This is a genomic window from Providencia alcalifaciens DSM 30120 (assembly GCF_000173415.1).
GTDB lineage: Bacteria > Pseudomonadota > Gammaproteobacteria > Enterobacterales > Enterobacteriaceae > Providencia > Providencia alcalifaciens.
In genome coordinates this window covers 23,954-44,186 of the sequence record NZ_ABXW01000045.1, presented here as the reverse complement: position 1 = coordinate 44,186, position 20,233 = coordinate 23,954, and the positions used below count along the sequence as shown (strand labels likewise).

Genomic DNA, 20,233 nt, shown 5'->3' with positions numbered 1-20,233 from the left:
TGGTGAATTAGCAAAGATTTATAGCAGAAAGTGATAAGCTAAATTTAATGGTCTGCTAAATTCAAGACCCGCAATAATTAACTTAGTGGATAAAGTGAGAAAAATAATGACCAAACAAATTATGCCAGTCATGATTACATGTGAACCTGCAGCGCCATGCTGGGGCGAAGGCGCTCTATTAAGTTCAAACGATAAAGGCATGACTATCCATCTTAAGCACCCAGGCAAACTGTGTGCAGTACAAAGTGCTGGTCGCAAATTAGATAGCCAAGGTATTCGCAATGTGTCATTAACTGGCGAAGGCTGGGACTTAGAAAAAAGTTGGGCATTTTGGCAGGGTTTTCGCGCACCAAAAGGGGCAAGAACTATCGAGTGGCCTGCTTTACAAGAAGCGGATCGCAAAGAATTAGAACAGCGTATTAATACGATTGATTGGGTTCGTGACATCATCAATGCGCCTGCTGAAGAATTAGGACCGGAGCAGCTCGCTCAACGTTCAATCGACCTAATGTGCAAAGTGGGCGCTCAAGATATTAGCTACCGCATTGTTAAAGGTGATGATCTATTAGAACAAGGTTACACGGGTATTCATACCGTGGGTCGTGGATCTAGCCGTCCTCCTGTATTGCTGGCGTTGGACTACAACCCAGGCAAAGACGAAAAAGCGCCAGTGTTTGCTTGTTTAGTGGGTAAAGGGATTACTTTCGATTCAGGAGGCTATAGCATTAAGCCTTCTTCTTCAATGAACTCGATGAAAGCGGATATGGGTGGTGCGGCAACATTGGTTGGCTCGTTAGCGCTTGCGATTACTCGTGGTTTAAACAAACGTGTGAAATTATACCTGTGTATTGCTGATAACATGGTGAGTGGTAATGCCTTCAAGTTAGGGGATATTATCCGTTATCGTAATGGTAAATCTGTTGAAATCATGAATACAGATGCGGAAGGTCGCTTAGTTCTGGCAGATGGCTTGATTGATGCAAGCAACGATAAACCAACCTTACTGATTGATGCAGCAACCTTAACAGGCGCAGCAAAAACCGCAGTCGGCAATGACTACCACTCAGTATTGAGTTTTGATGACAAATTAGTGGCTGAGTTAATGTCAGCGTCAGACGAAGAGTTTGAATTATTCTGGCGTTTACCATTAGCTGAATTCCATCGTCAGCAATTACCTTCTGGTTTTGCTGATCTGAATAACATCGCTGCACCATCTCATACGGCGGGTGCAAGTACAGCGGCAGCCTTCCTGTCTCACTTTGTTGAAAACTACCGTCAAAACTGGGTACATATCGATTGTTCAGCAACTTACCGTAAATCACCAGTGAGTTTATGGGCAGAAGGGGCAACCGGTATTGGTGTGAGAACATTAGCCAACTTACTTCTCAAAAAATCAAAATAATTCGCGTTATAATGAAATCGCAGTGGTGCAGTCAATGCAGCCTGCGATTTTTTCTTTAACATGAATGGTTTTTGAATTTAGACGATAATATTTTTGGTTGTAGAGGATATTGAATGACGCAACAATCCCAAAACCTAACAACAGACTCGCAATCCGATGTTCAGTTTACTGAACTCACGGTGCCGGAAGGTTCTTCATTAAAATTAAGCGTTCTCGAACAAGAACCTGAAGAATTGACAGCGGCGCTCAGTGAGTTTTTTAAACAACATAAAGTCGTACGACGCGCGTTTATTGTTTCGGTTCAAGAAGTGGAAGATGAACAATTTGATGATATTTTGATGATAGCGTTGGAATTTGTTCCGGGCGCAGAAAATATCGATGAAATTATTCAAGAAGCTGGTGCAACCGCGTGCGAATATATTGACGAAGATGAGTCTATTGATTTTTGTGTCGTCAATGAAGACGAAAAAGGGCTAAGTCACTTCATTACCCAGCATGTGGCACCTTTTTACCAGCGCCGTCTAGGCAGCTTCTTACGCGACAGCATCCCCATCAAAAATACCTAATTTCCTCCTCTAAAATAAAGACGCGGCTTTTACCGCGTCTTTATTTTTTCATGTCATTTTTTCCGTTTTGTCTGATAGGTGTTGGTGTTACATTCTGTTAAATTATGCATTCAATTAATGCGCATGCTTATTATTGCGGATTACACACTAAGCTCAATCATCGCAACGTATTTAAGTTCAAGAGCTGCTCTTGAGCTTCATTAACATAATAAATTAACTTAATAAGGGATGGGGCGGTAATGAAACAACAATCAAGTTGGACTTCATTGGCGGGTCTAAAAACGAAAAAGCGTTATGTAGCATTAGCCTTAGCGTCCGTTATGGCATTAGCGGGCTGCGATAATACTGACGATACCACGAAAAAAGAGGGTAATGTCTCCACCTCAGCGGCAGAAACGAGTACTAAAACGGCGCCTGTTGCAGAACAAAAACAGGCAGCGCCTAAGCTTTCCAATGAAGAGTTAGTGAAAAAATATGCCGGGAAAGATCTGGAAATTTTGGATGCCTCAGAATTGCAACTTGATGGTGCGAGCGCCATGGTGGTGACGTTCTCGGTGCCATTGCAACCGAATCAAAACTTTGGACAGTACCTAAATCTGGTGGATGTGAAATCCGGCAAACTGGATGGAGATTGGGAACTGTCTGATAACCAAATGGAGTTACGTTTCCGTCATTTACCGCCATCGAAAGAATTAAACCTTTCCGTTAATCCGGGTGTGAAAGCCGTTAACGAGCGTACCATTACAAACAGTTTCGAGAAAAAATTCCAAACTGCGCAGATTATTCCAACCGTTGGGTTTGCGAGTAAAGGGTCGCTGTTACCAAGTAAAGTGGCACAAGGTTTACCGGTTATCGCTTTGAACGTGGATAAAATCGATGTTAACTTTTTCCGTGTTGATGAAAAGCAGTTACCGCAATTCCTCGCAATGTGGCAATACCGCAGCAATTATGAATACTGGTATTCCGATGAGTTCCTCGACAAAGTTGAATTAGCCTACACTGGGCGCTTTGATTTAAACCCAGACAAAAATACCCGCCAATCCATTCTCTTGCCATTGAAAGACATCAAAGAGCTGCAACAAGATGGCGTCTACTTGGCGATCATGCAAAAAGCGGGTAGCTACAGTTATCAATTCCCAGCGACAGTCTTTACCTTAAGTGATATCGGTGTGTCATTACATAGCTACCATGATCGTGTGGATATTTTCACGCAATCATTAGCGAAAGGTTCGGCAATCAAAGGCGTCGAACTACGTATTTTAGATGAAAAAGGTCAGTTAGTGACGAAGGGCACTACTGATGGTGACGGTCACGCTCAGCTAGATAAACTAGCGGGTGGTAAATTATTGCTGGCAACCCACGAAGGGCAAACCAGTATGATTGACCTGACTCAGCCTGCGTTAGACTTGTCTGAGTTTGATATCTCGGGTCCTTCCGGTTATGCCAAACAGTTTTTTGTTTTTGGTCCTCGTGATTTATATCGTCCCGGTGAATTACTGTTAGTGAATGGTTTACTGCGTGATGGCGATGGTCAGCCTGTGAAATCTCAACCAGTTAAAGTGGATGTCTTAAAGACCGATGGTCAAGTCTACAAAAGCTTTGTGTGGCAGGGCGATGAAAAACAAGATGGTCTGTATCAGTATCAGCTAGAGATCCCTAAAAATGCTGAAACGGGTGGCTGGTCACTGCGTTTTGATTTAGGTGACGGGTCTCCACAACGTTACTACAAATTTAACGTTGAAGATTTTATGCCAGAGCGTATGGCTCTGGATATTACAGGCAGCGAAAAACCTGTATTAATCACGCAGCCTGTTGAATTTGATATTAAAGGTCGTTATCTCTATGGCGCACCAGCAGCAGATAATCAGCTGCAAGGGCAAGTATTACTGAAAGCAAACCGCGAAGCAGTGGCGAAATTACCAGGTTTTGAGTTCGGTGCGACTAATGAAGAAGGCTTACCCCGTAAGCTGGATGAGTTTGATTTAACCTTGAATAACAGTGGCGAAACTGTGATTTCCCTACCACAAAGTAATTGGGAATCAACACGCTCCCCGATTACCGCTGTTCTGCAAGCTAGCTTACTTGAGGCGGGCGGTCGTCCGGTGACTCGCCGTGCTGAACAAGCGATCTGGCCAGCGAAAAAACTTGTTGGTATTCGTCCGTTATTCGAGAAAAAAGAGATCTACGATTACCGAACTGACCGTTACGCAAAACGTTATAACGTCGATGAAAACTCTTTAGCTGAGTTTGAAATTGTCATGTCAGACATGGCTGGACACAAGCTGGCTGCTGAAAACCTCACGGCGCGTTTAGTGTATGAGCGTCGTGATTACTATTGGAGCTGGTCAGAAAGTGGCGGCTGGGTCTCTAACTACGACCAAAAAGATTTGGTGATAGCGAATGAAAATATATCCATTGCGAAAGATGGCACCGCTAAGATTTCATTCCCAGTGGATTGGGGGTCATTCCGTTTAGAAATTACTAACCCTGACAATGAGCTTGTCAGTAGCATTCAATTCTGGGCTGGCTTCTCGTGGCAAGATAATACCGGAGGTAGCGGTTCCGTTCGTCCTGACCAAGTGAAACTCAGTCTGAATAAACCAGCTTACTTACCGGGTGAAAAAGCCAAAGTCCGCATCGAAGCGCCAAAAGCAGGTAAAGGTTATATTCTGCTTGAATCTAGCAGTGCCCCATTATGGTGGCAGGAAATTGATGTCCCAGCTGGCGGGTTAGATGTGGAAGTGCCGGTGAATAAAGAGTGGGCACGCCATGATTTATATATCTCTGCGGTGGTTGTTCGCCCAGGAGATGATTCCAAAGAGGCGACTGTTAAACGCGCCGTTGGGGTATTACACCTGCCGCTAGCTGATGAAAATCGTAAGATTGCATTGGCGCTGAACGCACCGACAAAAATGCGTCCAAATGAAGATCTGAAAGTGAAGATCAAAGCCACTTCTCAAGATGGCAAGCCACTTCCTGAAACAGTGAATGTATTGCTCTCTGCGGTTGATACTGGCGTATTGAATATCACGGATTTTAAAACGCCAGACCCTTACGATGCTTTCTTTGGTCGTAAGCGCTACAGCGTTGACCAATACGATGTGTATGGTCACTTAATTGAAGGGCAAGGAAAGTTAGCGAACCTGCGCTTTGGTGGTGATGGTGAAGATGCCGCACTTGAGCGTGGTGGTATGAAGCCATTAACTGAAGTGCAGATTATTGCAGAACAAGCACAACCTGTTGCCTTAGATAAAAATGGCGAAGGAGAAATTACGTTAGCTATCCCTGATTTTAATGGGGAGCTGCGCCTTATGGCGCAAGCGTGGAACCAAAAAGATTTTGGTCATGCTGACAGCAAAGTAGTGGTTGCTGCACCATTAGTGACGCAAATGTCGATGCCGCGCTTTATGGCGGGGGGCGATAAATCTTACTTCGCGTTAGATCTTACCAACATGACCGACAATACGCAGAATGTGACTGTCACATTTAAAGCGTCGGGCATGGTGAAATTAGACGGTGCACCAACCCGTGATATCGAACTGACCAAGGGCAAGCGTACCACAGTGACGCTGCCAGTCAGTGCTGATTATGGCTTTGGTGAAGGTGAAGTCTCCATGACCATTAACGGCGTGAAAGTCGAAGGGGAAGCGGAGAAAGAGTACAAAAACAGTTGGAAAGTGGGCGTGCGTCCAGCACAACCGGCTGAAACTGTGGCATTTGCTACCGCGATTGAGCCGGGTGAAATTTGGTCATTACCAACCAATGATTTTGCTTATTTACAGCAAGATACGCTGGAAGGGCAAGTTCTGTTAACGAGTCGTCCACCACTGCAAATTGCACGCTATATTCGCGAGCTGTTCGCGTATCCATACGGCTGCTTAGAACAAACCGTGAGTGGGCTGTATCCGTCACTGTTCTCTACACAAGCGGAACTGCAAAAACTGGGGATTAATTCACAAACTGACGCGGATCGCCATAAAGCGATTGAGTTAGGGATCCCTCATTTATTGAGCATGCAGCGTGACGACGGTAGCTTCTCCTTGTGGGATAAAATGGGACGTGAAGAGTATTGGTTAACCGCCTATGCGACGGATTTCTTAAATAAAGCTAATCAGCGTGGTTTCTCTGTACCGCAAAGTGCATTAAATAATGCGAATACACGCCTGTTAAGCTACTTACAAGATGGTAGCCAAGTGAGTTATCCGTACACGGATCAGCCAGACGCATCCCGTTTTGCGATCCAAGCCTATGCGGGCTTAGTGTTAGCGACTCAGCAGAAAGCGCCATTAGGAGCACTGCGTCAAATCTATGGTCAAGCCAACAATGCGACCAGCGGTTTAGCGTTAGTTCAACTGGGTGTGGCATTAAACCTGATGGGTGATAAAGCACGTGGTGAAAGTGCCATTATTGATGGTATGAAGAAACAGAGCGCACGTTACAGCAGCATTGGTGACTATGGTTCAGCGATCCGTGATGATGCGATGATCGTGGCATTGTTAAATGAATATAACTTGATGCCAAAATCCCGTGACCAAAAACTGCAAACGCTATCTAACAACCTGACTTCGCAGAAGTATTTCTCAACTCAAGAGAGCAATGCCCTGTACTTAGCCGGTCGTTTCTATGCTAATGAAACAGAAACACCATGGAAAGCGCTAGTCAATGGTCAAGAGCCACCATTGGTTTCAGATAAACCAGTAAGTGAGTTCTTAACTAAACAACAGCTAGTAAATGGTTATAGTGTTGAAAACAGCGGTACAAGCACACTGTATACTCGCTTGAATGTTGTCGGTTATCCGATGCGTTCACCGAAGCCATACTCAAATGTGCTGGATATCAAACGCAGTTACTACGATATGAAAGGCAACCGTATTTCAATCGATAGATTAAGAAGCGGCGAAATGGTGGTGGTGAAGTTGGAAGTGAATGCCAACCAAACTGTCCCTGATGCACTGGTGGTGGATTTATTACCTGCGGGCTTAGAGTTGGAAAACCAAAACTTAGCCAATAGCAGCGCGAATCTCAGTGAATCTGCGCCAAATCTGCAAGAGATGATTGATGATATGCAGCAGTCGCAAATTCGTCACATGGAATACCGTGATGACCGTTTTGTTGCGGCAGTAGAAGTTCAACAATATCGTCCAACAACACTGGTTTACTTAGCTCGCGCGGTAACGCCGGGTGTATATAACAAACCAGTACCACAGGTGGAATCCATGTATGTGCCAGAGTGGCGTGCAACGGGTTACTCCGATGGTCAGTTGGAAGTGGTTCGTTAATTGACATTGAATTAATATCGCTATTGATTTAGATGAAGATAAAGAGGGAAGCGTGTGTTTCCCTCTTTTTTTAGTATCATAAAAACAAATAATAACTCTCGGTATATTGACGAATGAAGAGATGGCTACGTCGCATTGGATGGACGCTACTGGTTTTGGTCGTGGTATTGCCACTGGCCTTTTTAGCCGCAGATAAAATTTGGCCGCTGCCAATCAAGCAGATTGAGATGGCACGCACGGTTGTCGCGGGGGATGGGACTCCGTTATGGCGCTTTGCCGATAAAGACGGTATTTGGCGTTTCCCCGTGAAACTGGATGAGGTCTCGCCTGAGTATATTGACGCGTTATTAACTTATGAAGATCGCCATTTCTATCAGCATCCGGGTGTTAATCCATTTTCACTTATGCGTGCTGCGGGGCAGTTAGTGAGCTCAGGGCGCATTGTTTCTGGGGGCAGCACGATATCGATGCAGGTAGCAAGGCTGATTGACCCTCATGAACGTACTTTTGGCGGCAAACTTAAGCAGTTATGGCGTACCGCACAACTGGAATATCACTATTCCAAAGATGAAATCCTCGAAATGTATCTTAACCGTGCGCCTTATGGGGGCACGATTGAAGGTATTGGTGCTGCTAGCTGGGTATACTTAAATAAATCCCCAGCAAAATTAACGGCGAGTGAAGCGGCACTGTTTGCTGTTTTACCTCAAGCTCCGAGTCGCTTAAGACCCGATAGATACCCAGAACGAGCACAAGTAGCGCGGGATAAAGTGCTCGATAGACTTGCAGAATATCAAGTATGGTCGCCTGAAAAAGTCAATGAAATTAAGCAAGAGCAAATCTGGCTTGCGCCACGTAAAAATCCGCATTTAGCGCCATTGCTGGCGCGTCGGATGGTTAAAGATTCCCAAGAATCCATCGTGGAGACAACCATTGATGCAAGCCTGCAAAAGCAGCTTGAAGATATGGCGATGAACTGGAAAAACCAATTACCTAAGCAAACTTCTTTAGGATTGCTGGTGGTTGATCACACGGATATGAGCGTGAAAGCGTATATCGGGTCGATTGATTTTCAGGATGATAGTCGCTTTGGTCATGTCGATATGATCAGCGCGTGGCGTTCACCGGGCTCCACACTCAAACCTTTTTTATATGCCTTGGCAATGGATGATGGGTTGATCCATGCAGAGTCACTTTTGCAAGATGTACCGCGTCGATTTAATGATTACCGCCCCGGTAACTTTGATAGCGGTTTCAATGGTCCCGTGAGTGTTAGTGATGCATTAGTGCGCTCGTTAAATTTACCTGTTGTACAGCTACTGGATGTATATGGTAGTAAGCGTTTTACCGCGCAATTACGTAATGTCGGAACCGAGCTGCGTTTTCCTGTGGGGGGAGAACCCAATTTATCGTTGATCTTAGGCGGAACAGCAGCGCGTATGGAAGATTTAGTGTCGGCATACAGTGCATTTGCTCGCCAAGGAAAAGTGTCTCCACTGCGTTATCGACCAGCGGATGTGATTCGCGACCGAGCCTTGATGTCACCAGGGGCGGCATGGATTGTTCGTCGAATTATGGCTGGAGAAGCGCGTCCTGTACCGGATGCAAATCTATCTGGACAACCAAATCTTGCCTGGAAAACAGGAACCAGTTATGGTTACCGTGATGCGTGGGCGATTGGTGTAAATCCTCGATATACCATTGGCGTTTGGGTCGGGCGCCCTGACGCTACACCCGTTGCGGGGCAGCTTGGCTATGCCACTGCTATTCCTATCATGAATCAAGTTAATAACATGCTATTGACGCGGATTTATCAATCTCGCGAAGTGCTCCCAAAAGATTCAAGACCTGCGAGTGTCAGCCAGGCCGTCATTTGCTGGCCGGGTGGAACCTCATTATTGAAAGAAGATAGTAATTGTCGCCAGCGTCGTTTGAGTTGGATTTTAGATAATACAATTCCACCAACGTTAATGGCACGAGATCAAGAATCCTCATTGGGACTCAGACAAAAAGTGTGGGTCAATGAACAAGGTTTACAAGTGGCGGCGGATTGCCCGAATGCGGAAGAAAAAGAGATCCATTTATGGCCGATCACCGTAGAGTCATGGCTACCAGCAAGTGAAAAACGGGTAAATCGACTACCTAAACCAGATACGGTATGTCCTCCATTGAACCTTGAAATGCCACCATTGTTAATTTCTGGGATCCGCGAAGGGGACGTTCTCCAGCGTTTACCCGGAAAAACCAGTTTAGACCTGCGTTTACTCACCCAAGGTGGGCAAGGGCAAAAATGGTGGTTTTTAAACGGTGAGCAAGTGAACAATACAGAGCAAAATGGGGCAATTTTGCTGACGCTCGAAAAAAGTGGAAACTACCAAATATCTGTCTTAGATATGAGTGGACAGGTGACTGCTATCAACTTTAAGGTGAAGTAATAGCATAAAACAGTGACTTAATTAAAAAGTTAGCATTTTTTGCTATAAAAAGATTAACAAAATGTTGTTGTGACTGTAGGAAATTGTAATCCAAGCCCCTATAATCAACGCCCTATTTTTCTGCTTCCTAACATCAGGAATAGAAATAATATAAAAACTACAACAGACACATATTCTTGGTTCTTCACATGCCCCTCTTGAAATCCTAGTGGGAACATTGGGTTAAGTAAGAGAAACAAAGCAGAGAATAAAGAGTAAAAGTCAAGTCAATCGCTAAGAGGTTATTTATGGCTGTTCAACGTACATTTTCTATCATCAAACCAAACGCAGTTAAGAAAAACGTCATCGGTGCAATTTACAACCGTTTTGAAAGTGCAGGCTTCAAAATCGTTGCAGCTAAAATGATGCACCTGACTCGTGAACAAGCTGAAGGCTTCTACGCTGAGCACAAAGGTCGTCCTTTCTTTGATGGTCTGGTTGAATTCATGACTTCTGGTCCAATCATGTTACAAGTGTTAGAAGGCGAAAACGCAATTCAACGTCACCGTGACCTGATGGGCGCAACTAACCCAGACAACGCATTAGCAGGTACTTTACGTGCTGATTACGCTGACAGCTTCACTGAAAACGCAACTCACGGTTCAGACTCTGAAGAATCTGCTGCACGTGAAATCGCGTATTTCTTCGCTGCTGACGAAATCTGCCCACGCTAAGGCGTTCTCAATAATGCATTAGCATTATTGTTATAATATTTGTACAATATGTCGCCCTGTTAATTATTGCGTTAACAGGGTGATTTATTTTTAGTCGTCCTGACTAATCGCAATCCCTATTTTACGTCGTGCTTTTCGCACTGCCGAAAGTGTAATAACGAGGCAAACTCAATGTCTGATATGACTACTAATGCACAGTGTGCAACTCCTTCTGCTGTATCTGTTACGCCAGAAAAAAACGATCAACCGCAAAGAAATAATCAAAAAATCAATCTACTGGACTTAAACCGTAAACAGATGCGCGAATTTTTTGCTGAGCTCGGTGAAAAGCCTTTCCGTGCAGATCAAGTTATGAAGTGGATTTACCACTATTGTTTCGATGATTTCGATCAAATGACCGATATCAACAAGGTGCTTCGTGCCAAATTAAAAGAAGTCGCGGAAATTCGTGCGCCGGAAGTTGCTGATGAGCAACGTTCATCGGATGGCACAATTAAGTGGGCTATCAAAGTGGGTGATCAACTGGTTGAAACGGTGTATATCCCTGAAGCTGATCGCGCAACACTGTGTGTCTCTTCTCAAGTTGGCTGTGCACTGGAATGTAAATTCTGTTCTACCGCGCAGCAAGGTTTTAACCGTAACTTACGTGTTTCCGAAATCATCGGACAAGTTTGGCGTGCGGCTAAAATCATCGGTTCTCTGAAGTCTAGCGGTCGTCGTCCTATCACCAACGTGGTGATGATGGGGATGGGTGAGCCGTTATTGAACTTAAATAATGTGGTTCCTGCGATGGAAATCATGTTAGATGATTTTGGTTTTGGCTTGTCAAAACGCCGAGTGACTATTTCAACATCAGGGGTTGTTCCTGCGTTGGATAAACTGGGCGATATGATTGATGTGGCGCTGGCAATTTCGCTGCATGCGCCAACAGATGATGTACGTGATGAAATCGTACCAATCAATAAGAAATATAATATCGAAACATTCTTAGCCAGTGTGAATCGTTATTTAACAAAATCCAATGCGAATGCGGGACGTGTCACAGTCGAGTACGTCATGCTTGATCATATCAACGATAGCGTTGAACAAGCGCACCAATTAGCGGAATGCTTGAAAAACACGCCGAGTAAAATCAACTTGATCCCATGGAACCCGTTCCCAGGTGCACCCTATGGTCGTAGCTCCAATAGCCGCATTGACCGTTTCTCTAAAGTATTGATGGAATACGGTTTTACCACTATAGTTCGCAAGACTCGCGGTGATGATATTGATGCTGCATGTGGACAGCTTGCAGGTGATGTGATTGATAGGACGAAACGAACCTTGAAAAAACGCCTTGCTGGGGAACCTATCCAGGTTAAATCAGTCTGATATATAGATAATATCTAATCAGTGGGTTAGCTTATGATTCAGGGCGTTTTATGGTTAGGCAAAACGTCCTGGTTCGCCTACAATAGTTAAAGCGGCATATCATGTTTATTGTTGTTGAAAACTATGACGTACGCAGACGGGTAAAGTGGCGTAAAATCCACTTTATATTTATTAAACTTGGAAACAGTGTTGCCAGCAAATGACTATCGAAAATAATACCGAACAAACCTCTCTCACTGTAGGACAATTATTATTCCGAGCGCGTGAACACATGGGTTTAACGCAAGAAGCGGTTGCGGAGCGACTGTGTCTTAAAGTGAGTACGGTAAAGGAAATAGAACAAGATATTCATCCTGCGGGTGTTGAACCGACGTTTTTACGTGGTTATATTCGTCTGTATGCGAGAATGGTTGGAATTCCTGAGAATGACATCAATTCCCTCTTGAAAAGTGATGTTCCCGCACAGGCCCCGAATGTTTCTCCAATGCAAAGTTACTCATTAGGCAAAAAGCGCAAAAAACGTGAAGGTTGGCTAATGAAATTGACTTGGTTGATCGTCATTATTTTGATTGCGATGATTGGTATCTGGTGGTGGCAAGACCATAATGCGCAACAAAAAGATTTACTGACGATGGCTAACCAAAATGACTTAGTGCTGACTCAGCAAGATACGAGTAGTGAGCCTGTTAGCAATGTCACTGTTGATGCACCGCTTGCGAACAACAATAGTGCCGAACAGGCAGAGCCTGCTCCCGTCTTAACGGATGCCCAAACAACCACGACGAATACTGAGACAGATAGCGTAAAAACGATCCCTCTGCCGAATGCGCCACAAACTATCCCTTCCGTTGATAGAGTCCAAGCGGATGCGACTCAAACAGCAGATATGCCAGCAGTAACGAGCAATGGCTTAACGTTGAATTTCTCTGGTCAGTGCTGGTTAGAAATTCGTGACGCAAATAATAAAGTGTTATTCAGCGGCATGAAAAATAGTGGCGATAAACTTGAGCTTGATGGGGCGCAACCTTACCGTTTAAATATTGGGGCTCCGGCGAATGTCACGGTGCAATTCCAAGGTAAAGACGTTGATTTAAGCCGCTTTATCAAAGCGAAACGTTCCGCGAAATTTAAGCTGCCAGAAGCATAAAAATGTAACGAATTGAAAGAAGCAAACTCTATCCTAAAACACTCTTTGTGATAGTTTATAGTTTGCTTTCTTGTGTATAGTGGGGCGCGTTAAAGCAATGACCATACACTATGCCATGATATTAAAGAGCGCCATGGTATTAATGAGCACATGGATGTTCGGAGAATTAAACTAAAATGCATAACGAATCACCAATCAAAAGACGTAAATCCACGCGTATTTATGTAGGTAATGTTCCTGTCGGTGACGGCGCACCTATCGCTGTTCAATCAATGACCAATACCCGTACAACTGATGTTGAAGCCACTGTCCGCCAAATTAAAGCGCTTGAGCGCGTTGGGGTGGACATTGTGCGTGTATCTGTTCCAACAATGGATGCAGCAGAAGCCTTTAAGCTCATCAAACAGCAAGTTGATGTACCTCTGGTCGCTGATATCCATTTTGACTACCGTATTGCCCTAAAAGTCGCAGAATATGGCGTTGACTGCCTACGTATCAACCCTGGCAATATCGGCAGTGAAGAACGAATTCGTCAAGTTGTTGATTGTGCTCGCCATTACAATATTCCGATCCGTATCGGTGTGAATGGGGGATCGCTAGAAAAAGATATTCAAGAGAAATACGGTGAACCAACGCCGGAAGCTCTAGTTGAATCGGCAATGCGCCATGTGGATATTCTGGATAGGCTCAACTTTGACCAATTCAAGGTTAGCGTCAAAGCGTCCGATGTCTTCCTTGCGGTAGGATCTTATCGTTTATTGGCACAAAAAATTGATCAACCTCTTCATCTAGGGATCACAGAAGCGGGTGGTGCACGTTCAGGTTCAGTGAAATCGGCTATCGGTTTAGGCATGCTGCTCTCGGAAGGGATTGGGGATACATTACGTATTTCTCTCGCTGCAGATCCCGTTGAAGAAGTTAAAGTTGGTTTTGATATCCTCAAATCATTGCGTATTCGTTCTCGGGGCATCAACTTTATTGCTTGCCCAACATGCTCACGTCAAGAATTTGATGTGATTGGCACAGTGAATGCGTTAGAACAGCGACTGGAAGATATTATTACGCCAATGGATGTGTCTATCATCGGTTGTGTCGTGAATGGTCCAGGAGAGGCGGAAGTCTCTACCTTAGGTGTTGCGGGTGCGAAAACCAAAAGTGGATTCTACGAAGATGGTGTTCGTCAAAAAGAGCGTTTTGATAATGACAACATCATTGACCAGTTAGAAGCCAAAATTCGTGCCAAAGCGGCAATGCTGGACGAAAGCATGCGAATAAATGTTAATCAAATCGAAAAATAATAATTAGAAACTGGCTCCTCATGAGTCAGTTTTTCTATTTATGCCTGTGATTAGCGGTGTTAATCACGGTAATTTTTTCTTAAAATTACGCCATAGCGACCAAAATCAACAGATAATTCCCGATTCCTCGGTGGATTTGCAGTTTGTTGATTGAACCTGATGACATTTCGCTCTTATAATCGACCTTATGTAATTCTGAAAATAGAGAAATAAAGTGGGAAAAAATATCCAAGCCATTCGCGGCATGAATGACTATTTGCCAGCAGATACTAGAGTGTGGCAAAAAATCGAAGCAACATTGAAAAATATCTTACAAGGTTATGGTTTCAGTGAAATTCGTACCCCGATTGTAGAGCAGACCCCGTTATTTCGTCGGGCGATTGGTGAAGTGACTGACGTTGTTGAAAAAGAGATGTACACCTTCAATGACCGTAACGAAGAGAGCCTCACACTGCGCCCAGAAAATACCGCAGGTTGTGTCCGTGCCGGTATTGAGCATGGTTTGCTGTACAATCAGGAACAGCGCTTGTGGTATTTAGGACCTATGTTCCGCTATGAGCGTCCACAGAAGGGGCGTTATCGTCAATTTCATCAACTTGGCGCTGAGGTTTTTGGTCTAGCAGGTCCTGACATTGATGCTGAAGTCATCTTAATGACTGCCCGCTGGTGGCGTGCACTTGGGATCAGTGAGCATGTGACTCTTGAGCTTAACTCAATCGGTTCATTAGACGCGCGTGCAAACTATCGCGACGCATTAGTGGCGTTCCTTGAACAGCACAAAGATAAACTGGATGAAGATTGTAAACGCCGTATGTATAGCAATCCTCTGCGTGTTTTGGATTCTAAAAACCAAGACATCCAAGCATTATTAAATGATGCTCCTGCTCTGTTTGACTATCTTGATGCAGAATCCCGTGAGCACTTTGAAGGTCTGTGCAAGTTACTAGATAACGCGGGTATTCAATACCGAGTTAACCAGCGCCTAGTTCGTGGTTTAGATTACTATAACCGCACAGTATTTGAGTGGGTCACTACCGCGTTAGGCTCACAAGGCACTGTCTGTGCTGGTGGTCGTTATGATGGTTTAGTTGAACAACTGGGCGGTCGTGCGACGCCAGCAGTGGGTTTTGCTATGGGCATGGAACGTATGGTTCTGCTCGTACAAGAGGTGAACCCAGAATTTACAGCGGACACTTCAGTTGCAGATGTGTATCTGGCTTCATTTGGTGAAAATAGCCAACAAGCTGCGTTATTAATTGCAGAGAAAGTCCGTGATGAGTTACCAACCTTACGTTTAATGACTAACCACGGTGGCGGCAATTTTAAGAAACAACTCGCTCGTGCCGATAAGCAAGGGGCGAAAATTGCCCTGATCTTAGGTGAAGACGAAATTAACAATAGCCAAGTGACGTTGAAAGACTTACGTACTGGTGAGCAAGAAACTATTTCACAGCAACTCGTGGCATCGCGTATCGCTGCGCTGTTAGGTTAAGGAGAGACAAGTGGAAGTCTATACAAACGAACAAGATCAAGTTGATGCGATCAAACGTTTTTTCGCGAATAACGGCGTTGCATTAGTTGTTGGGCTGGTAATTGGTGTCGGTGGTGTATTTGGTTGGAACTATTGGCAATCACACAAGTCGAATGTGTTGCAAGAAAGCGCAGCAAAATACGAAGTGGTGAATACACAACTGCGTTCAGGCTCAGCTGAAGGTATTCAAGCTGCGCAAAAATTTGCAGCAGAAACTAACGATGTTTACAGTGCAATGACTGGACTGGAACTGGCGCAAGTTTTTGCTGATAAAGGCGATTTAGCCGGTGCTGAGAAAGCACTGACGGACGCATTAGCGAAAGCAAAAACTGTTGATATGCAAGATGTGATTAATCTGCGTTTAGCACGTATCCAACTTGCGCTCGGTAATGCAGATGCAGCGCTTGCTTCAGTTGCAAAGATTCAAGGTAAGTCATGGCAAGCTACGGCACAGGATGTCCGTGGGGATGCTTTACTCCAGAAGGGTGATAAATCCGGCGCTAAAGCGGCATACACTCAGGGGTTAGAAAGTGAAGGTTCTCAATCACTCAGAGGCATTTTGACTCTGAAATTGAACAACGTATCTAATTCATAAGAAGAAAGGAAACGACACACTATGCAGTTGCGCAAAACTCTTTTGGTAGGCCTGGTTGCTTCAGCTTTACTTGCCGGTTGTTCCAGCGAAACTGATTCTATTGTGATGGCGCCATTACCACAGGTTGAGAATCAATTTACACCTTCAATTGTTTGGGATAAGTCCATTGGTAATGGTGTTGAGCAGTTCTATTCTGAACTCTCTCCAGCATGGGATGGCTCGGCAGTTTATGCTGCGGATCGCAAAGGTTTAGTTAAAGCGCTTGAGCTTGAAAGCGGCAAAGAGCTGTGGTCTGTCGATTTATCGAAACGTACTGGTTTTCTTTCTGCCAATTTATCTGCGTTACTGTCTGGTGGTTTGACCATCTATGATGACAAAATTTTCATCGGCACTGAGCGTGGTACAGTTATCGCGCTGAATAAAGAAAACGGTGAAGTGCTATGGGATGTGGAAGTGGCGGGCGAAGCCCTATCCAAACCAGTCGTTAATGGCGATATGGTTATCATCCACACTAGCAATGGTCAATTACAGGCACTGGATACCGCGACTGGCGCGATTAAGTGGACTGTGAATATGGACACTCCATCGCTTTCATTACGTGGTGAGTCTGCGCCTGCGGTTGCATTTGGTGCCGCTATTGTTGGTGGTGATAATGGTCGAGTTAGTGCGGTTCTGTTGTCTCAAGGTCAGCTGATTTGGCAGCAACGTATCTCTCAAGTCACCAGCTCAACAGAAATTGGTCGTTTGAATGATGTGGACATGACGCCAGTTATTGATGATGGCAAAGTGTATGCAATTGCTTACAACGGCACATTAGCTGCGTTAGATATGCGTTCCGGTCAGATGTTGTGGAAACGTGATTTGGGTTCTATCAACGACATGGTGTTATCGGGTGATAACTTATATTTAGTTGACCAAACGGATCGCGTTCTTTCTGTTCGTAAGAGTGATGGTGTGACGTTATGGACTCAAGACCAGCTGCTTAACCGCGGATTATCGGCACCAGAAGTTTATAATGGCTACATCGTTGTGGGTGACAAAGAAGGTTACTTACACTGGCTAGATACCAGCACTGGCGGATTTGTGGCACAGAATAAATTGAACAGTTCAGGGATCCACAGCCGTCCTGTCATTGCAAGTGATAAACTGATGGTTCAGGCAAGAAACGGAACAGTTTACCTGTTAACACGTTAATTTCCTGACAAGCAGACAATTTATCGATAAAATAAACGGTTCCTGAATACAGGGGCCGTTTCGTTTTTTTGTTTTCTGAGTTTAAGCCTCAGAATTCTATTAGTTAATTAAAGTTGTGAGGCACTTAAGAATGATACCCGTCGTAGCGCTGGTTGGGCGTCCAAACGTAGGAAAATCCACGTTATTTAATCGATTAACCCGTACCCGTGACGCACTTGTAGCGGACTTTCCCGGTCTGACTCGTGATCGTAAATATGGTCGTGCAGAAGTTGAAGGGCACGAATTTATTATTATCGACACGGGTGGTATCGATGGTACAGAAGAGGGCGTAGAAACCCACATGGCGGCACAGTCGCTCCAAGCGATTGAAGAAGCTGATGTTGTCCTCTTTATGGTAGATGCCAGAGCGGGATTAATGCCTGCGGATGAAGGCATCGCTAAACACTTACGCAGCCGCAAGAAAAAAACCTATTTAGTTGCCAACAAGACTGATGGTATTGATGCCAATATCGTTGTTGGTGATTTTTATTCACTGGGTCTGGGGGAAATCTACCCGATCGCCGCATCTCATGGTCGTGGTGTAACTCAGCTAATTGAGCACTCTTTAAAACCTTTCATTGAGGTTGAAGACGAAGAAATTGAACTCACCGACGAAGAAGCTAACGCAGCTTATTGGGCGGAGCTTGAAGCGGAAGGTGAACTTTCTGAAGAAGATGAAGACGATTTCGATCCCTCTACGTTACCGATTAAACTGGCGATTGTCGGACGCCCAAATGTGGGTAAATCAACGCTGACGAACCGTATTTTAGGTGAAGATCGCGTTGTTGTCTTTGATATGCCGGGGACGACCCGTGACAGTATTTATATCCCAATGGAGCGTGATGAGCGTGAATATATTCTCATCGACACTGCTGGGGTTCGTAAGCGTGGTAAAGTCACCGAAACGGTTGAAAAATTCTCGGTGATCAAAACGCTGCAAGCGATTGAAGATGCGAACGTTGTACTTCTGGTCATCGATGCGCGTGAAGGTATTTCTGACCAAGATCTTTCCCTGTTAGGTTTTATCTTGAACGCAGGTCGTTCACTGGTTATTGCAGTGAATAAATGGGATGGAATGAAACCTGAAGATCGCGAGCACGTTAAAGATATGCTGGAGCTACGTCTTGGGTTTGTGGACTTTGCACGTATTCACTTTATCTCTGCATTGCATGGCAGTGGTGTCGGTAACTTGTTTGAATCGGTACAAGAAGCTTATGAGTCAGCAACTCGTCGCGTCGGTACTGCACTGTTAACCCGTATCATGAAAATGGCAGAAGATGAGCACCAGCCACCACTGATTCGTGGTCGCCGTGTGAAAATGAAATACGCCCATGCTGGGGGTCATAACCCGCCAATCGTAGTGATCCACGGTAACCAAGTCTCTGATTTACCCGATAGCTATAAGCGCTATTTAATGAACTATTTCCGCCGTTCATTAAATGTGATGGGAACGCCAATTCGTATTCTATTCAAAGAGGGTGAAAACCCATATGCGGATAAGAAAAACAAATTGACGCCAACTCAGCTACGTAAACGTAAACGCTTAATGCAGCATTTGAAAAAGCGTTAATAGCGAACTGTTCGCGCGATAAACAGACCAAAGCCGTAACGTAAATGTGTTGTTACGGCTTTTTCTTATTAATAATCGGCACTCCCACAGCCCTAAAAATTAACGTTGTTTTAATGACTGAGGAAAACCATGGAAATCAATTCAACCACACGCCTGAATAAATACATTAGCGAGAGCGGTATCTGCTCTAGACGTGAGGCTGACCGTTATATCGAGCAAGGTCATGTTTTTATTAACGGTAAACGTGCAGGGATCGGCGACCAAGTTTCTGCTGGAGACGTGGTGAAGGTTAATGGGCAGCTGATTGAGCCGCGCAATGAAGAAGATTTAGTGTTAATTGCCTTAAATAAGCCGGTTGGGATCGTGAGTACTACGGAAAGCGGCGAAAAAGACAACATTGTGGATTATGTCAATCACAGCACTCGTATCTTCCCAATTGGTCGCTTAGATAAAGATTCCCAAGGGTTGATATTCCTGACGAACCACGGTGACTTGGTGAATAAAATTTTACGAGCTGGCAATGACCACGAGAAAGAATATATTGTCACCGTCAATAAACCTGTGACGGATGAGTTTATTCGCGGTATGGGTGCCGGAGTGCCTATCTTAGGAACGATGACTAAGAAATGTAAGGTCAAAAAAGAAGCCCCTTTTGTTTTCCGTATTACGTTAGTCCAAGGTTTAAACCGTCAAATTCGTCGTATGACAGAGCATTTTGGTTATGAAGTCACTAAGCTAGAGCGTGTGCGGATCATGAATGTGAGACTGACAGGCATTCCTGTGGGTGAATGGCGTGATTTGACGGATGATGAGCTTATTGAATTGTTTAATCTGATTGAAAAATCAGAATCGGATGTTAAACCGAAAAAAGCTGCAAAACCTCAAGCACGTGCCAGTAATAACAAGTCATCGGGAAAACAAGGCTCAGGTAGTCAAAAACCTAAGGTAAATGCAGAACCACCGAAAAAGAAATTTACCCAGCCTGGACGTAAAAAGAAAAAACGTTAATTGAATTCAGAAGTGAAAAAAGGTTGAGAATAAGTGAATTAACTGCATTCTTGACCTTTTTTATTATGTTAGGTAAAAGTCAGCC

Annotated in this window: 13 protein-coding genes; all 13 read left to right on the top strand. The window is 44.5% G+C overall.

The genetic code is table 11. The annotated features are described in order from the left end of the window. Nucleotides 1-106: 106 nt before the first annotated feature. Nucleotides 107-1,402 (top strand): aminopeptidase PepB, encoded by a 1,296-nt coding sequence (pepB, locus tag PROVALCAL_RS07785; protein ID WP_036963906.1) that lies wholly within the window; start codon nt 107-109, stop codon nt 1,400-1,402. A gap of 113 nt (nt 1,403-1,515) precedes the next feature. Then, nucleotides 1,516-1,968: an enhanced serine sensitivity protein SseB C-terminal domain-containing protein gene (locus PROVALCAL_RS07780; protein ID WP_006658636.1), complete on the top strand. Its 453-nt coding sequence runs from the start codon at nt 1,516-1,518 to the stop codon at nt 1,966-1,968. A gap of 239 nt (nt 1,969-2,207) precedes the next feature. Beyond that, on the top strand, nt 2,208-7,247 hold the full coding sequence (locus tag PROVALCAL_RS07775; RefSeq protein WP_006658633.1) for an alpha-2-macroglobulin family protein: 5,040 nt from the start codon (nt 2,208-2,210) through the stop codon (nt 7,245-7,247). A 113-nt stretch (nt 7,248-7,360) separates the two neighbouring features. Next, complete coding sequence (pbpC, locus tag PROVALCAL_RS07770) at nt 7,361-9,682, top strand: peptidoglycan glycosyltransferase PbpC (protein ID WP_006658632.1); 2,322 nt, start codon at nt 7,361-7,363, stop codon at nt 9,680-9,682. Nucleotides 9,683-9,969: 287 nt separating this feature from the next. Beyond that, complete coding sequence (gene ndk / locus PROVALCAL_RS07765) at nt 9,970-10,395, top strand: nucleoside-diphosphate kinase (protein ID WP_006658631.1); 426 nt, start codon at nt 9,970-9,972, stop codon at nt 10,393-10,395. Between the two features lie 171 nt (nt 10,396-10,566). Then, nucleotides 10,567-11,766 carry a dual-specificity RNA methyltransferase RlmN gene (rlmN, locus tag PROVALCAL_RS07760; RefSeq protein ID WP_006658630.1) on the top strand — a complete coding sequence of 400 codons (1,200 nt, stop codon included), beginning with the start codon at nt 10,567-10,569 and terminating at the stop codon, nt 11,764-11,766. Nucleotides 11,767-11,965: 199 nt separating this feature from the next. Continuing rightward, nucleotides 11,966-12,913 (top strand): cytoskeleton protein RodZ, encoded by a 948-nt coding sequence (rodZ, locus tag PROVALCAL_RS07755; RefSeq protein ID WP_006658629.1) that lies wholly within the window; start codon nt 11,966-11,968, stop codon nt 12,911-12,913. 176 nt (nt 12,914-13,089) lie between these two features. Beyond that, complete coding sequence (ispG, locus tag PROVALCAL_RS07750) at nt 13,090-14,211, top strand: flavodoxin-dependent (E)-4-hydroxy-3-methylbut-2-enyl-diphosphate synthase (RefSeq protein ID WP_006658627.1); 1,122 nt, start codon at nt 13,090-13,092, stop codon at nt 14,209-14,211. Nucleotides 14,212-14,425: 214 nt separating this feature from the next. Then, the gene (gene hisS / locus PROVALCAL_RS07745; RefSeq protein ID WP_006658626.1) at nt 14,426-15,703 is read left to right on the top strand and encodes a histidine--tRNA ligase; all 1,278 of its coding nucleotides are present in this window, start codon (nt 14,426-14,428) and stop codon (nt 15,701-15,703) included. Nucleotides 15,704-15,713: 10 nt separating this feature from the next. Next, complete coding sequence (locus PROVALCAL_RS07740) at nt 15,714-16,337, top strand: YfgM family protein (protein WP_006658625.1); 624 nt, start codon at nt 15,714-15,716, stop codon at nt 16,335-16,337. Nucleotides 16,338-16,358: 21 nt separating this feature from the next. Then, complete coding sequence (gene bamB, locus PROVALCAL_RS07735; protein WP_006658624.1) at nt 16,359-17,531, top strand: outer membrane protein assembly factor BamB; 1,173 nt, start codon at nt 16,359-16,361, stop codon at nt 17,529-17,531. Nucleotides 17,532-17,661: 130 nt separating this feature from the next. Further along, nucleotides 17,662-19,140: a ribosome biogenesis GTPase Der gene (gene der, locus PROVALCAL_RS07730; RefSeq protein ID WP_006658623.1), complete on the top strand. Its 1,479-nt coding sequence runs from the start codon at nt 17,662-17,664 to the stop codon at nt 19,138-19,140. Between the two features lie 129 nt (nt 19,141-19,269). Beyond that, nucleotides 19,270-20,148, top strand: coding sequence for a 23S rRNA pseudouridine(2604) synthase RluF (gene rluF, locus PROVALCAL_RS07725; RefSeq protein WP_006658622.1), 879 nt, complete (start codon nt 19,270-19,272; stop codon nt 20,146-20,148). Nucleotides 20,149-20,233: the final 85 nt, after the last annotated feature.

Bases quoted from the DNA above. Each gene is read 5' to 3' on its own strand.
- bamB (WP_006658624.1), top strand. From the start codon at position 16,359: ATGCAGTTGCGCAAAACTCTTTTGGTAGGCCTGGTTGCTTCAGCTTTA.
- pepB (WP_036963906.1), top strand. From the start codon at position 107: ATGACCAAACAAATTATGCCAGTCATGATTACATGTGAACCTGCAGCG.
- rluF (WP_006658622.1), top strand. From the start codon at position 19,270: ATGGAAATCAATTCAACCACACGCCTGAATAAATACATTAGCGAGAGC.
- der (WP_006658623.1), top strand. From the start codon at position 17,662: ATGATACCCGTCGTAGCGCTGGTTGGGCGTCCAAACGTAGGAAAATCC.
- PROVALCAL_RS07775 (WP_006658633.1), top strand. From the start codon at position 2,208: ATGAAACAACAATCAAGTTGGACTTCATTGGCGGGTCTAAAAACGAAA.
- rodZ (WP_006658629.1), top strand. From the start codon at position 11,966: ATGACTATCGAAAATAATACCGAACAAACCTCTCTCACTGTAGGACAA.
- ispG (WP_006658627.1), top strand. From the start codon at position 13,090: ATGCATAACGAATCACCAATCAAAAGACGTAAATCCACGCGTATTTAT.
- pbpC (WP_006658632.1), top strand. From the start codon at position 7,361: ATGAAGAGATGGCTACGTCGCATTGGATGGACGCTACTGGTTTTGGTC.
- rlmN (WP_006658630.1), top strand. From the start codon at position 10,567: ATGTCTGATATGACTACTAATGCACAGTGTGCAACTCCTTCTGCTGTA.
- ndk (WP_006658631.1), top strand. From the start codon at position 9,970: ATGGCTGTTCAACGTACATTTTCTATCATCAAACCAAACGCAGTTAAG.
- PROVALCAL_RS07780 (WP_006658636.1), top strand. From the start codon at position 1,516: ATGACGCAACAATCCCAAAACCTAACAACAGACTCGCAATCCGATGTT.